Origin of the sequence: Mycobacterium colombiense CECT 3035, from assembly GCF_002105755.1 — a bacterium.
Lineage (GTDB): Bacteria > Actinomycetota > Actinomycetes > Mycobacteriales > Mycobacteriaceae > Mycobacterium > Mycobacterium colombiense.
Map to the genome: position 1 here is coordinate 3,947,251 of NZ_CP020821.1, position 13,522 is coordinate 3,960,772.

15 protein-coding genes are annotated in these 13,522 nt (G+C 67.3%); 3 read left to right on the forward strand and 12 right to left on the reverse strand.

Features of this window, described 5'->3' with window-relative positions:
• Positions 1 to 32 precede the first annotated feature (32 nt).
• Together B9D87_RS18485 and B9D87_RS18490 are read left to right on the forward strand one after the other, a co-directional pair.
• Entirely contained in the window at positions 33 to 452 is a 420-nt protein-coding gene (locus B9D87_RS18485; RefSeq protein ID WP_007771828.1) for a DUF6636 domain-containing protein, read from the forward strand.
• A 30-nt stretch (positions 453 to 482) separates the two neighbouring features.
• Positions 483 to 1,700, forward strand: a complete 1,218-nt coding sequence (locus B9D87_RS18490) for a GNAT family N-acetyltransferase (RefSeq protein ID WP_007771827.1) — start codon at positions 483 to 485, stop codon at positions 1,698 to 1,700.
• Between the two features lie 5 nt (positions 1,701 to 1,705).
• Here B9D87_RS18490 and B9D87_RS18495 read toward each other — a convergent pair whose 3' ends face one another.
• The 10 genes from B9D87_RS18495 to B9D87_RS18540 form a co-directional block, all read right to left on the reverse strand.
• The gene (locus tag B9D87_RS18495) at positions 1,706 to 2,689 is read right to left on the reverse strand and encodes an alpha/beta fold hydrolase (RefSeq protein ID WP_148664705.1); all 984 of its coding nucleotides are present in this window, start codon (positions 2,687 to 2,689) and stop codon (positions 1,706 to 1,708) included.
• A gap of 237 nt (positions 2,690 to 2,926) precedes the next feature.
• Positions 2,927 to 3,628, reverse strand: a complete 702-nt coding sequence (locus B9D87_RS18500) for an ABC transporter permease (RefSeq protein ID WP_040630695.1) — start codon at positions 3,626 to 3,628, stop codon at positions 2,927 to 2,929.
• A gap of 71 nt (positions 3,629 to 3,699) precedes the next feature.
• Positions 3,700 to 4,665: an aliphatic sulfonate ABC transporter substrate-binding protein gene (locus B9D87_RS18505; RefSeq protein ID WP_040630543.1), complete on the reverse strand. Its 966-nt coding sequence runs from the start codon at positions 4,663 to 4,665 to the stop codon at positions 3,700 to 3,702.
• A complete protein-coding gene (locus B9D87_RS18510) occupies positions 4,662 to 5,447 on the reverse strand; it encodes an ABC transporter ATP-binding protein (RefSeq protein WP_007771821.1) in 786 nt (261 codons plus the stop codon). Before B9D87_RS18510 ends, B9D87_RS18505 begins: the two co-directional genes overlap by 4 nt.
• Before the next feature lie 92 nt (positions 5,448 to 5,539).
• Positions 5,540 to 6,655 (reverse strand): ABC transporter substrate-binding protein, encoded by a 1,116-nt coding sequence (locus tag B9D87_RS18515; RefSeq protein ID WP_007771820.1) that lies wholly within the window; start codon positions 6,653 to 6,655, stop codon positions 5,540 to 5,542.
• A gap of 16 nt (positions 6,656 to 6,671) precedes the next feature.
• Positions 6,672 to 7,460: an ABC transporter ATP-binding protein gene (locus tag B9D87_RS18520; RefSeq protein WP_148664706.1), complete on the reverse strand. Its 789-nt coding sequence runs from the start codon at positions 7,458 to 7,460 to the stop codon at positions 6,672 to 6,674.
• The gene (locus tag B9D87_RS18525; RefSeq protein ID WP_007771818.1) at positions 7,457 to 8,281 is read right to left on the reverse strand and encodes an ABC transporter permease; all 825 of its coding nucleotides are present in this window, start codon (positions 8,279 to 8,281) and stop codon (positions 7,457 to 7,459) included. The genes B9D87_RS18520 and B9D87_RS18525 overlap by 4 nt, the downstream gene beginning before the upstream one ends.
• Complete coding sequence (locus tag B9D87_RS18530) at positions 8,278 to 9,105, reverse strand: ABC transporter ATP-binding protein (protein WP_040630537.1); 828 nt, start codon at positions 9,103 to 9,105, stop codon at positions 8,278 to 8,280. The genes B9D87_RS18525 and B9D87_RS18530 overlap by 4 nt, the downstream gene beginning before the upstream one ends.
• Positions 9,102 to 9,971: an ABC transporter permease gene (locus B9D87_RS18535; RefSeq protein ID WP_007771816.1), complete on the reverse strand. Its 870-nt coding sequence runs from the start codon at positions 9,969 to 9,971 to the stop codon at positions 9,102 to 9,104. Before B9D87_RS18535 ends, B9D87_RS18530 begins: the two co-directional genes overlap by 4 nt.
• 241 nt (positions 9,972 to 10,212) lie before the next feature.
• Positions 10,213 to 10,494 (reverse strand): hypothetical protein, encoded by a 282-nt coding sequence (locus B9D87_RS18540; protein WP_007771815.1) that lies wholly within the window; start codon positions 10,492 to 10,494, stop codon positions 10,213 to 10,215.
• 249 nt (positions 10,495 to 10,743) lie between these two features.
• Here B9D87_RS18540 and B9D87_RS18545 point away from each other — a divergent pair, with 249 nt between their 5' ends.
• Complete coding sequence (locus B9D87_RS18545) at positions 10,744 to 11,970, forward strand: MFS transporter (protein ID WP_007771814.1); 1,227 nt, start codon at positions 10,744 to 10,746, stop codon at positions 11,968 to 11,970.
• A gap of 22 nt (positions 11,971 to 11,992) precedes the next feature.
• Here B9D87_RS18545 and B9D87_RS18550 read toward each other — a convergent pair whose 3' ends face one another.
• Together B9D87_RS18550 and B9D87_RS18555 are read right to left on the reverse strand one after the other, a co-directional pair.
• Positions 11,993 to 13,030: an LLM class F420-dependent oxidoreductase gene (locus B9D87_RS18550; protein WP_007771813.1), complete on the reverse strand. Its 1,038-nt coding sequence runs from the start codon at positions 13,028 to 13,030 to the stop codon at positions 11,993 to 11,995.
• Between the two features lie 11 nt (positions 13,031 to 13,041).
• Positions 13,042 to 13,464 (reverse strand): nuclear transport factor 2 family protein, encoded by a 423-nt coding sequence (locus B9D87_RS18555; protein ID WP_007771812.1) that lies wholly within the window; start codon positions 13,462 to 13,464, stop codon positions 13,042 to 13,044.
• Positions 13,465 to 13,522 lie beyond the last annotated feature (58 nt).

The window sequence follows — 13,522 nt, forward strand, 5'->3', positions numbered from 1 at the left end:
CTTCTGCGGCACACCAACCGTAAGGGGATGACGTGCGGCGTGCGGTCATCACGGCACTCGGAGTCGCCATCGTCGGCGGCTGGGCGGGGGCGCCCCGGGCGATCGCGGACAACCCGGCCTGCACGGCGTCGACGTGCGCCTTCCTGTCACCGTCGCGCAACATCAGTTGCGAGGTCGACTACCGGCGGGATGCCGGCATTCCCGACGAGGCGTACTGCCAGACCAACGAGCCGCCCGCATCCGTGCGCCTGTCTACCACCGGCGCGGTCACGAACTGCACGGGCGTTTCGTGTCTGGGCAACGCGGGAATCGGCACGCCGGTGCTGGCCTATGGCCAGACCGCCGCGGTGGGCCCGTTCAGCTGTGCGTCGCAGGCCGACGGCGTCACCTGCACGGTGCCCTCGGGCCATGGGTTCACGATCTCCAACGCGGGGATCACACCCCTCGGGTGATCCCCAGCGCGGGCACGACATGATGGCCGGATGACCACCGAGATCCGGGTTCTCGACACCGAGGACGACCTCGTCGCCGCGGCGAGATTGTTTCGCACCGCGATGGTGGGCCTGCCGCCCATCTCGAACCTGCCGCCCGGCCAGATCACCAAGCTGCTCGACCCCGGCCGCACCATCGGGGCGTTCATCGGCGGGGAACTCGCCGGCACCGCCGACGCCGTGACGAGCACCCTGACGCTGCCCGGCGGGGCCACCGTGCGCCACGCCGCCGTGACTCACATCGGGGTGTTGCCCTCCTACACCCGAAGGGGCGTCGCCACCGAGCTGATCCGGCACCAGCTGCACGACATCGCCGGGCGCGGTGAGGTGGTCGCGTCGTTGCGGGCGTCGGAGGCCACCATCTATGAGCGATACGGCTACGGGGTGGCGAGTTGCTTTAAGAGCGTGGAGGTTACGTGTGCGCGGGCGGCGTTTCGACCCGGGGTCGGCTCCGGTGGCCCGGTGCGGCTGCTCGACGCCGCCGAGGTCTGGGAGACCCTGCCGCGCGTCTATGACGCCCATCGTCCGTCCCGACCCGGCACCGTCGACCGCCCGAGGACGTGGTGGGAGAGCGCACGCCGTCGCGCCGAATCCTCGCCGGGCGCTTGGTATGTCGCCGTCCACGGCGAGCCGGGCGCCGAGTCGGGGTTCGTCCGCTACCGGCCGGTCGACACCGAGAATTGGTTCGTCAGCGACCAGCGCACCGTCGTCGTGGAGGATTTCTTCGCGCCCACCGCCGACGCCTATCTCGGCCTGCTGCGATTTCTACTCGGCCTGGATCTCGTTCACCGAGTGATGTTTTGGATGTTCCCGATCGACGACACGATGCCCCTGCTGTTCGTTGACCGCCGGGCGGCGAAGGTCACCGCCGTGCACGACGAAACGTGGCTGCGGGTGATCGATGCGCGGCGCGCGCTGGCGGCGCGCTCCTATGTCGGCGGAGGGGCCGTCACGATCGCGGTGAATGATCCACTGCTGCCCAGCAATTCAGCGAACTTCACGATCACCGGCGACGGCGCCGAACCGACGACCCGCCGCGCCGATCTTCGCGTCGGCATCGAGGGACTGGGTGCCGCGCTGCTCGGCGGCACACGCTGGCGCAGCCTCGCCGCCGCCGGGCTGGCCCGGGCCGACGATCCGGTCGCGCTCGAGGTGGCCGACCAACTGTTCGCGGTGCCCGAAGCGCCGTATGCCGGGACGTTCTTCTGACCGGGTCAGCGGTTCGGCTCCGCCCGCTGCATCGCCAGACGCACGCCGGCGGCCACCAAATCGGGCTGGTGGATTTGGATGAAGTGGTCGCTGCCGGTCGCGATCAAATGCGGTGTCTGCGGCCGCAGCGCGATCAGATCCGCCGAGGCCTCCCGCCACACCTGCTCCAGCTTGGCGCCCTGCTCGGGTGAGACGCTGCCGGGAATCGCGAACGGTTCGGTCCTGGTCAACACGACGGTGGGAACGGGCGGGAAGGCCGGGGCGGCACCGACCTGGGCGACGCTCTTCTCGATGTCGATCTCCTCGAACGAGGGCGAGTTCGCGAACTGGGGCAGCGGCTGGTCCAACGCCTGGCGATAGGTCGGCCAGTCCGGCCCCAGCAGGCCAGGTATTTCGACCGGGAACGCGTCGACGAAGGCCAGGGCCCGCACCTGGTCGGGGTAGGTCTGGGCGTACAGCCGGATGAACAGGCCCCCCAGCGAGTGCCCGACCAACACGTACGGCCCCGGAAGGTGGGCGGCGGCGAGTAGCGCGTGCAGATCCTGGACGACGTCCTGGGCGGTGCGGGGCATCGCGACCGGCGAACTGCGGTCGGTGATGCTGGGCGGATCGGGGTAGCGCAGGGTGCCGGGCCGGTCGTAGGCGCACACGCGGTGGTCGGTGGCCAGGGCGGGCAGCACCGCCGGGCCCGTCGCCGGCGCGGCGGCATCGGAGTGACTCCACGGATCCGACGAGTTGTGATAGCCGGACTCCAAAATGACCGTGGGCCTGCCCTTTCCGTGGCATTCGAGGTACAGGTGCCGGCCGTTGCCGATCTCGATCGGGCCCGCGAAAACACCGCCCGACGACGGCGCACCGCGGTTGTGGGCCGGCCCGCCGCATCCGACGAGCGCAACCAGCAGCACCGCGGTGAGCAGGCAGCGACGAACGCCCTGGCCCGTGCGCGACGGTTGCGCCGCGATTTTCCGGATCTCCCGCACTGCACGCATCGCGTTATTGTGCGGGTAAGTCGCCCCACGGGAAAGATTGTCGGCGAAGATGGCGCGATACAACTCGTGCACCGGGCGCGGCGCAGTCCGTTGCTGGGCCCCGGCGTCGTCGGGGCGCCCGACACCTGGCGCCGCTATCGTGGGTCATCGAAAGCAATTGCGGCCCTTGCCCCGTCGTGCTCGGCCATGCTGATCATCCATTGGCAGTTGCTCACCGCCGCTTGCGTGTCGGTGGGACTACCCGCGCCGGCGGGCGATCCGGGTCTCGACGGCGCCCAAGGCCCCGTCGGTGAGCTTGCCCAGTCCGGCGAGCAGCACGATGGCCAATAGCATCACGTCGGTGCGACCGGAGTTCTGGCTATCGATCAGGAGGAATCCGAGTCCCTTCGAGGACGCGATCAGCTCGGCGGCGACCACGAACAGCCACGCGTTCGCCAGGCCCAGCCGCAGCCCGTTCACCAGCTCGGGTGCCGCGGCCGGCAGCATCACCGTCGTCAACAGCGAGGCACCGTGCCGCCCGTACGCCCGCCCGACTTCCAGCAGGTCGGGGTCGACATGGGACAGCGCCGACGCCGTCGTCGTATACACCGGAAAGAACGCCCCGATGGCCACCATCAGGATCTTCGGCGTCTCGTCGATGCCAAACCATAAGAGCAGCAACGGCACCCACGCCAAGGACGGCACCGTGCGAAACGCCGCCAGGGTCGGAGCCAACAGCCTGCGCGCGGTGACCGACAATCCGACGAGCGAACCCAGCGCCAGCGCCGCCGCCGCACCGGCCAAATAACCAACCGCAACGCGCGAACCACTCGCCTCCAGGTGAGTCCACAGTTCGCCGTGCCCCAGCAGCCCGCCCAGCGCGGACGCCACGTCGCCGGGAGGCGGCAGCTGGCTTGGAGCGAAAAACCCGGTGACTGTCGTGGCGAGCTGCCAGGCCACCAGCAGCAGCACCGGGACGATCAGCCCGACCAGCCCGAGCGGTGGCCTTCCCAGACGCCCGGGCAGCGACGTCAGTGAACCTGCTGAGCGTATTTCGGTTCGAACAGCGTGCTCAGTGCGTTGCGGCCGGCGTCGTCCGATTTGATATCGCCGTCCGCCACGGCCAGCGGCTCCACCCTGGTCAGCACCGCGCGCAACCAGTCCCCCGGCACCGGATCGATGTCCAATGCCGTTCGCTGCAACTCCTCTTGGGCCACGCTCAGCGTCACCTTCGCCTGCGAGGCCAGCAATGCCGCCAGCTCGCCCGGATGCGTCTTTGCCCACTTCCGGGCCTCCTCATAGGTGTTGACCACCAACTGGACGGAATCAGGGTGGGCGGCGATGAAGTCCTCGCGAGCGTTCAACACACCGCCGGAATTGAAATCCGGGTTGTGGTAGATGATGCGAGACCCTTGTTGTTGAATCGTCTCCGCCATGAACGGGTCCAGTCCGGACCACGCGTCGACATCGCCGCGCTCGAGCGCGGTTTTGCCATCGGCGTGCTGCAGGTTCACGATCTCGATGTCGCCCGCCGAAAGTCCGGCCGTCGAAAGCGCTTGCAACAGAAAGAAGTACGGGTCCGTTCCCTTGGTGACGGCGACCTTCTTGCCCTTCAGGTCGGCCACGGAGTTGATCGGCGAGTTCTTGGCGACAACCAGCGCCGTCCACTCGCCCCTGGCGTACACGTCGACGACCTTGATCGGTGTGCCGTTGGCCCGCGCCAGCAGTGCCGGCGACCCACCGGTCGAGCCGAGGTCCAGGGCTTTCGACCGCAGGCCCTCGTTGGCCTTGTTGCTGCCTTGCGAGAGCACCCAGGTGACGTTGTAGCCCTGCTTCTCGAGCAGGTGCTGGTCGCGTATCACCAGGCTCAACGGGTTGTAGTAGGCGTAGTCCAAGCGGAGGTCCTTGGTCGCCGTCGCGCCGCCGCTCGAACCGCAGGCGGACACCACGGTTATGGCCGCGACCGTGGCTGTCGCCGTCAAATACCTTCTCTTCATGAGATTTTCGTCTCCTCCTCGACAGCGCACCGCAGGCTGTCACTGCTGCGTCGGGGGACGCCGAGTTCTTCCAACAGCCGATCGCGCAGCGCGGTGATACGCACATCGCCGCGCTCGCGCGGTTTGGGAATCGCGACGTCGAATTCGGCGGCGATGCCGGCGCCGCCCGCCGCGTCGGTGCGCAGGACCAGCACCCGGTCGGCGAGGATCACCGCCTCGTCCACGTCGTGGGTGACCAGCACGGTGGTGGTGCCGGCCTCCTGTTGCACCGTGTCGAGCAGGTCCTGCATCCGCAGTCGGGTCAGCGCGTCGAGGGCGGCCAGCGGCTCGTCGAGCAGCAGCACGCTGGGACGCCGGGCCAGCGCACGGGCCAGGCCCGCGCGTTGCGCCATCCCGCCGGACACCTGGCGCGGATAGTGATCGCGAAAGTTGGTCAAGCCGACGACATCGAGCCAATGCCGCACCGCCGCCGAACCTTTCGACCGCCCGGTGCCCGGCGTCAGGCCGAATTCGACGTTGGCCGACAACGACCGCCAGGGCAGCAGCCGGGGCTCTTGGAACACCACGGCGCAGCGCGGGTCGATCCCCCGGACGGCCTCGCCGTCGATCTCGATGCGGCCGCCGGTGGGACCGTCCAGACCGGCGATCAGCCGCAGCAGGGTCGACTTCCCGCTGCCCGACGACCCCAGTAATGCGACGACCTCGCCCGGCTCGATCTCGATGTCGACATCGCGCAGCACGGTGTGCGTTCCGAACGTGCGGCTGACGCGGCGCAGTGACACCCGCGCCGCGGGGTTGGTCGTTGTCACCCGCGCAGCCTAGGAACGTCCTGGCCCGGTCGCCAGGTTTGCGTTGACCATGATTCGAATGTGGCTCATTGCGCGCGAACGAATCCCGCGCCGACCGCCGGATTGGCGCCCGCATCGCGGAGCACCGCCGTTGCGGCATCCGGTTGAACCGCCCCATCGGGCAACGTGGCGGCTGGTATTGCCTTGATGCGGTACAGAAAGTCGGTAGCTGTCTTGATCAGGTCGGCGCTCTCACCGGTGGGTGCAAACGGAAGACGTAACCGAATCCCTTCGCCGCTGCCGCCTTGGTCGACGGGCCATCTGCGGTAGAGCGAGTCACGGAGGTCGGCTGGCGAATAGCCCTCCGTTTGGCTCTGCGCAATGCGCACGATCTCGTCGGCGTTGGCCGGGTCGGCGAGGTAGCGCTGTGCGTCGAGCTCCGCTTTCAGCCAGCTCTTGGCGATGTCGGGATGCTTGTCGGTGAATTCCTTGTCCATCACCAGGAAGCCGCCGTCGTGTTGATCGTTAAATGCCCCACTCGCGACGCGTTTCGCCAAGCCGGCGTTGATCAATTTCGAGGGTACCGGTTCCCAGACGATGGCGGCATCGATGGTGTGGTTCTGGAAGCTGGAGTTGATCACCTCGATGCTCTGGTTGAGGTAGGCGGCGGGCTTGATGCCCAGGGCACCGAAGGTGGCCTGGGCGATGCGGTCGGTGCAACTGCCCTGCGGAGTGGCGACGGTCTTGCCGTTGAACCAGGCGAGCGCGTCGCGTTGGTTGGCGAAATTCGGCGCGTCCGGCCGCACCAGGAACACGCCGCACTGGTCCTCCGAAAGCCCTAGCGTCGCAACGATTCGCAGGTCTCGAGTGCTGCGCTTGCTCACACCGACGATGGACGGCATGTCACCCACATAGCCGATCTGCTGCTTGCCGGCCAGCAGCTGGCTCACCACGATCGAGCCCTGCAGGCCGACCTGAAAGTCGACGGTCGAGCCGCTTGGCAGGTATTTCTTCCAGAATTCCTTGCCCCGCATGACTACCCCGGACCATGCCTCGGTGTAGTACGGCTGGTAGCCGACGGTGAGGTGCACCGCCCCGCCGCCGGAGACGATGTCGTTGCCACCGATGTGGCCGACAGCGGCGCAGCCGACGGCGGTCAGCACCGTTGTCAGGGCAACGGCGAGAGTGTTTTTCAGTCGCATTCGCGTCCTTCTGTCGTCAGCGGTGCTGAGCTATCGGGGGTCGTAGCAGGTCCATGGCGCGGTGTTTGATGTCTTGCAGGCGATCATCGTTCAGCAGATCCGTCCGCTGCCGGGGACGGGTCAGTTCGATAAGGAACTCCTCGCGTACCCGGGCGGGACGTCCCGTCATCACCAGCAATCGGTCCGCAAGCAGCAGCGCCTCATCGACATCGGTGGTGATGAACAGCACGGTGCGGCGCTGTTCGGCGAGGAGTTCGGCCGTGTACTCCTGCATCAGCTCGCGGGTCATGGCGTCCAGACCCCGAAACGGCTCGTCGAGTATCAGTACGGCGGGTTCATTGATCAACGCGCGGGCCAACTCGGCGCGGCGCCGCATGCCGCCGGAAAGCTCTGCGGGATAGCGGTTGCCGAAGTCGGCGAGCCCCACCCGGGCCAGGACCGCATCCGCTCGCTGTCGCGCCACGTCCCTGTCCTCGCCGCGCGCACGCGGCCCGAACATGACGTTTTCGGCAGTCGTCAGCCAAGGCATCAGTGCGTTCTCCTGGAACAGCAGCAGGCGCTCGGCCGACGCCCCTCCGATTTCTTTGCCGTCGAGGGCGATGAGCCCGCTGGACGGACGGTGGTAGCCGGCCAGCAGGTAACCGATGGTCGTCTTGCCGCCACCGGACGGTCCGATCATCGCCACGATCTCGCCGGGCGCCACGCTGAACGAGCAGTCATCGACGACGTGGACGTCCTCACGACCTTTGCGGACGCGAAATGAGACGCGATCGAAGACGACCGCTCCGGCCCGACCGCCTGTCATGCCGCCACGCGCCGCCACGGCATGAGGCGGTCTCCCAGCATCCGCACCAGGCCACTCGACAGATAACCTGCGACACCCAGGCTGATCATCGCCACGACGACCCGCGGTAAGTTGTTGCCCTCGTAGGCATTCCACACCAGAAAGCCCAAGCCGCCGTCGCCGGATTGCTGGCCGCCGCCCGAAATCAGCTCCGCGGCGACGACCACCTCCCACGTGATGCCCATGCCGACGGCCGCCCCCGTCACCAGGGACGGCAGCAGCGCGGGAAGCAGCACCCGCCGGAAGACGTACGAGCGGCTCGCGCCCATCGACCGCGCGGCCAGCATGTGCCTGCGGTCGATTTGTTCGGCTCCGCCGACGGTGTTCAGCACGATCGGAAACAGTGCGCCGAGGAAGGTCACGAAGGTGATGGACAGCTCCTGTGTCGGCCAGAAGATGATGGCGATCGGCACCCAGGCCAATGGCGGTATCGGCCTCAGCGATTCGAAGACCGGAAACACCACGCGGTTGAACCATGGACGGGTCGCCATGAGCAGCCCCAACGTTCCGCCCACCAGCAGCGCCACGGCGAAGCCCGCCAGCACGCGCTGGAAGGACAGCGACCAGCTGTTCCAATATCCAGGCTTGGCAACGAGTTTCGTGAAGTCGAGGGCGACGGCCGAGGGTGGGGGAAGCTGCCCCACCACGGGCAGATTGATGCCGGTCCAGCCGCCGAGCCGAGTGGCCAGCTCCCAGACGCCGGCGAAGACGACGATGCCGATCACTCCGCGCCTCAGCGCGGAGGTGTCCGCATCGTCTCCGCGTCGTAACAGGGTGGTCATTGCACCATCTCTCGCTCGCCCGCGTCGAACGCACGCTTGGCTTCGTCGCGGACCGCCTCGGAGACGTCGGCGACGAGTTCACGAAAGTAGGGTGCGGTGATCAAGCTGCGGGCTCGCGGCCGGTCGAGGTCGACGTTGATCGTGGCCTTGGTCCCACCGGGACGAGTCGTCATGACGGTGACACGAGTGCCCAGGTAGACGGCTTCCTCGATGTCGTGGGTGATGAAAAGCACTGTTACCGCTGACTTGTCGTAGATCTCTAACAGCGCATCATGCATCGCGGATCGCGAAATCGCGTCCATTCCCCGAAACGGCTCGTCGAGCAGCAGCACGGTCGGCTCCATGACGAGCGCTCGCAGAATCTCGACGCGGCGCTGGATGCCGCTGGACAATTCGCCGGGGTAGCTGCGCGCTACGTCGCCCAGACCGACGTCGCGCAGCCGTTCGATGGCGACCTCCGCCGCATCGCGGCGGCTCAGGCGCCGCTGTGCCACCAGCCCGTAGCTCACGTTGTCGGCAACGGTGAACCACGGGAACAAGGTGCTGTCCTGGAAAACCACCACCCGGTCGGGGCCTATCGCCGCGGTGGGCCGCGTTGGGCCGCAGAGCAATTGACCGTCCAGGTCGATCCGGCCCGACGTGATGTCGGTGAATCCGGCGATCGCCCCGAGCAGGGTGCTCTTTCCGCACCCCGAAGGCCCGACGATGACGTGCAGTTCACCCGCAGCGATGTCGAGACTGAAATCCTGCACCGCGACCACCGGGTTATCCGTCGTCCGGTACGCCTTCCCGACAGCGCTCAGGACGAGGTTTCCCCCGGTCATGATCGGATGCCCCGCACCCGGTACGCCATCAACCGGTCACCGAGCAGGCGGATCAAAGCGCTGCTGGCATAGCCGATCACACCGAGGGTGATCATCGCGATCACGATCGTCGGGTAGCGCGTGGTGGTATACGAAGCATTGATGAGGTAGCCGAGGCCGAACTGGCCGGCGATCATCTCCCCCGCGACCAGCGAGAACCACGCGACACCCATGCCGATCTGCAGGCCGGTGAAGATGTAGGGCAGTGCTCCCGGAATCACCACCGTGCGTAGCACCTCGCGGGAACCGGCGCCCAGACAGCGCGCCGCCCTGATCAGGTTCGGGTCGATGGAGCGCACTCCGAGCAACGTGTTCAACGTGACGGCGTAGAACGCGGCCAGGTACGTGAGAAAGATGACCGAGCCCTCCCTGCTGTGAAACATCAGCATTGCCAAGGGAACCCACGCGAGGATGGGGATGGGCCGGATCAACTCGAAGACACGAAAGGCGTATTGGCGGAACGGCGACGACCAGCCCAGCAGCAGGCCGAGCGGGATCCCCGTGATCAACGCCGCCGCGAAGGCGAGGGCGACGCGCTGAACGCTTGCCCAGATGTGCTCGTAATAGGACGACGTGAATAGTGATGTGCCGTAGGCCGGATTCGGGTTGAGCCATTCCCGGATCACCTCGCTCGGACCGGGTAGGCCACGAAACCTCGGTAACGCAAGGACGTCCACGCTCAGATACCAACCGCCGACGAACAGGGCGAAACCGAGCAGGGCGAGCGGCAAGCCGGGCGACAGGATCCGGCGGCGTTTCGGCAACGTGGCGGCGGCGGTTCTGCGCGGGGCCCTCAGGGGGATCGACTCGGTAGAAAGGGCGCTCACGAGCTACCTTTCTAGGAGGACAGAGGCCCCGCAGCGGGAGTCATCAGCAAGTGACTCGATCGGGCCGCACGGGCGTGCTGGGACAAATCGGTGTCATTTTTTCCGCACTGCTGTCGCGGTGCAAGAATATGGATCGCCTTGACCCGAACTGCGCCACCGCAGGGACGGTCCTGTGCTCCATCACAAACGCAGGCAGCCGGCTCCCGATCGGGAACCGGCTGCGCGCCGTTTGCAGCCGCGGTCAGCCGTGCGGTGCCTCGGAGATCTTGGTGTCGGGCTTGCCGAGCGTCTGGCAGTAGGTCATCGCCGAGAGCCGCGTCGCGGAAATCTCCACATTGGTCGGGTCGGTGCCGCTCTTGTCTTTGAGCATCTTGCTGACTTCGTCGTTCTGCTTCTTCTCGTCCTGAGTGGTGAAATCTTTGCACTTCGTGTCGCCGCCGGTGTTGATGACCTGTGAGGCCGAACAGGCGCTGGACAGCAAGACGGAGATCGCGATCGCGGCTGCCGCAATGTACTTCATCATTTGCCTTCCTGGGTGCGAGTAGTGGTATCAGTACACCAAATCGCCTGATTTCAAACTCCACGCGACGTCCGAACCGGCGTCCGCCGTGTTTGCAGGCGCACGTCGAAGGCGAAATTCAGATGACGCCGGCGCGTCCAAAGGGTGCAATTGCCTCCGGTGGGAATAACCGCCCAGGCGACATCGCGTTCTACCATCGTCGGTCGGTCGATCGCGCGCCCTGCTGTGGGTTTGGAAAAGGAGAGGAGATCGGTGACCTCGTCGAATGTGCGCACCGGCCACCGCGACGGTGCCCGGCCGCGGCGCGCGGCGGCAAGGACCCAGGCGCTGTTCGTCAGCGTGTTGACGCTGCTGTTGGCCACCGGCTGGGTGGCCAACCACTTCGTCGGGTTGATGCCGGTGATCAGCGACGCCGAGCACCTCGGCACCGCCACGCTCGACGGGATCTTCGGCATTTACGCGCTGGGCCTGCTGCCCGGCTTGCTCGTCGGCGGACGCGTGTCGGACGCGCTCGGGCGCCGGTCGGTGGCGCTGGCGGGTTCGTCGGCCGCCGTGCTGGGGACGGCGGTGATGCTGCTGTCCCAGCACGCGGGCGCTCTGCTGCTGGGCCGCCTGATCGTCGGGATCGGTGTGGGCCTGGCCATCAGCTCGTGCACCGCATGGGCCTCGGATCTGCGAGGCCCCGCGGGCGCCGCGACCGCCGGAGCGGTGCTGACGGCCGGCTTCGCCCTCGGGCCCTTCGCCGGGGGGATCATCGTGTGGGCCGGGCGGTCCGGCGTCCGGGTGTCGTTCGCTGTCGCCGCCGCCATTGTGGTGCTGGCGACGTTGGCCGTCGCCGCGACGGCGCGGCGCGCCGAAGGGAGCGGGCCGGCGACGCGATACGACTCAGAACGCACGGCACCGGCCGCCCCGGCGGCGCATGGATTCGGCCGGGCCCTGAGTTGGGCCATGCCACTCGCACCATGGGTATACGCCTCGGCGACACTGGGATTCGTCACCATCCCCACCCGGCTGCACACCGCGCTCGCGGCCCCGATGGCGGCGGGCACGGCCACGCTGATCGTCAACGGCGTCAGCGGTGCCGTCCAGATACTTGCCCGCGCGCTGCGCTGGGGCCCGCAGGCCGGCACCGCGGGCGCGGTGCTGGCCGCGCTCGGCTATGCGACGGCCGCGATCGCGCCGCCGGCGCTGACCCCCGCGCTGGGCCTGCCGCTGTTGCTTGTGCTCGGCTGCGCGTCAGGGCTGTGCCTGCGCGAAGGACTGATCGACCTGGAGGCCGCCGCGCCACCGCACCTGCGCGGCGCGCTGACCGGAGTCTTCTACGTCGTCACCTACGTCGGCTTCGCGCTGCCGCTGGTCCTTGCCACCGTCGGGTCCGCGGCCTCGGTGGCGATCCTGTCCGTGATGGCGGTGCTGGCCGCGGTCACGGCGGCCGCCAGGGCGGTGCGGTTACGGCGAGACAGCCACCGGCAGGACTGATCGGCCCGCTCGGCGGTGGTGGTCAAACCAGTTGGCGCAACGTCTCGATCAGCTTGATCCGCTCAGCCGTCGTGGACGCGATGGGAGACACGTTGAGGGTGGTCACCCCCGCCTCGCGGAACGCCGCCACGCGTTCCCTGACGAATTCGCGGGTACCGATCAGGTTGACGTCTCGCACCAGCTCGTCGGGCACCACCTTGGCGGCACCGTCTTTGTCACCGGCCAGGTAGAGCTCTTGGATCCGGTCGGCCTGGGGTCCGTAGCCGTATTTCGTGGCCAGCGCGTGGTAGAAATTCTTGCCCTTGGCGCCCATTCCGCCGATGTACAGCGCCAGGTGCGGTTTGACGAATTCCCTTAGTGGCTCGACGTTTTCACCGATCGCCAGCACGGGGCCGGCATAGATGTCGAGTTCACCCAGGGCCGGGTCGCGCTTGGCCCGGCCGGCCGTCAGGGCATCCCCCCAGACATCCTGCGCCTTCTCGGGCAGGTAGAAGATCGGCTGCCAGCCTTCGGCGATCTCGGCCGCCAGTTCGACATTCTTCGGTCCCAGCGCGGCCACCAGTATCGGAATGCGCTCGCGGACAGGCTGATTGATCAGCTTCAGCGGCTTACCGAGCCCGGTGCCCCGGTCGGCGGGCAGCGGGATCGTGTAGTGCTTGCCCTGGTGTTGCACGGTCTCGCGCCGCCACACCTGGCGGCAGATGTCGATGACCTCACGGGTGCGGCCGATCGGAGCGTCGTAGGGAACACCGTGAAAGCCCTCGATGACCTGCGGGCCCGACGCGCCCAGGCCGAGGGTGAACCGGCCGTCGGACACATAGTCCAGGCCCGCCGCGGTCATCGCGGTCAGTGTGGGTGTTCGGGTGTACAGCTGCAGGATGCCCGAGGCCAACCCGACGCGGTCGGTGCTCGCGGCCAGGTAGCCCAGCGCGCTCACTGCGTCGAACGAATACGCCTCGGGGACAAAGACGATGTCCAGTCCGGCACGTTCCAGGTCGGCGACCTCGGCGGCCACGTCCTTGAACCCGCCCGCGTAATTGATGCTCAGTCCGATCCGCATGGTCTCTACTTCTACGCGGTAGGAGATTGATTGGCCAATTCGAGCGCCTCCCGTTGGATGCGATCGAACTGCGCACCCATCGCCTCGGACAGGGCCGTCGCGCCGGACAGCGGCCGCACCATCACCATGAAGTCGTCGATGCGACCGTCGTCGTCGAAGTGCAGGAAATCGCAGCCGGTGATCTTCACCCCGGGCTTCCCGGCTATCCCGGTCTCGAAAACGAAGGCGTGATCACGACCGCCGGGATCGTGGATCTCGCGGATGTAGTGGAAGTCCTCGAAGATTCGCAACACGCCGCGCAGGATGGCGGCGGTGATCGGCTTGCCGACGTAGGGCTTGAACGCCACCGGGCTGGTGAAGACGACGGTGTCGGCCAACATCGCTTCGATGCCCTTCTCGTCGCGGTCTTCGACGGCTTTGCGGAACGGGTGCATCGGCGCCTCACATAGTCAACTAGTTGAGTAGGTGGGATCGACGCTAGGGCGCCCGCCG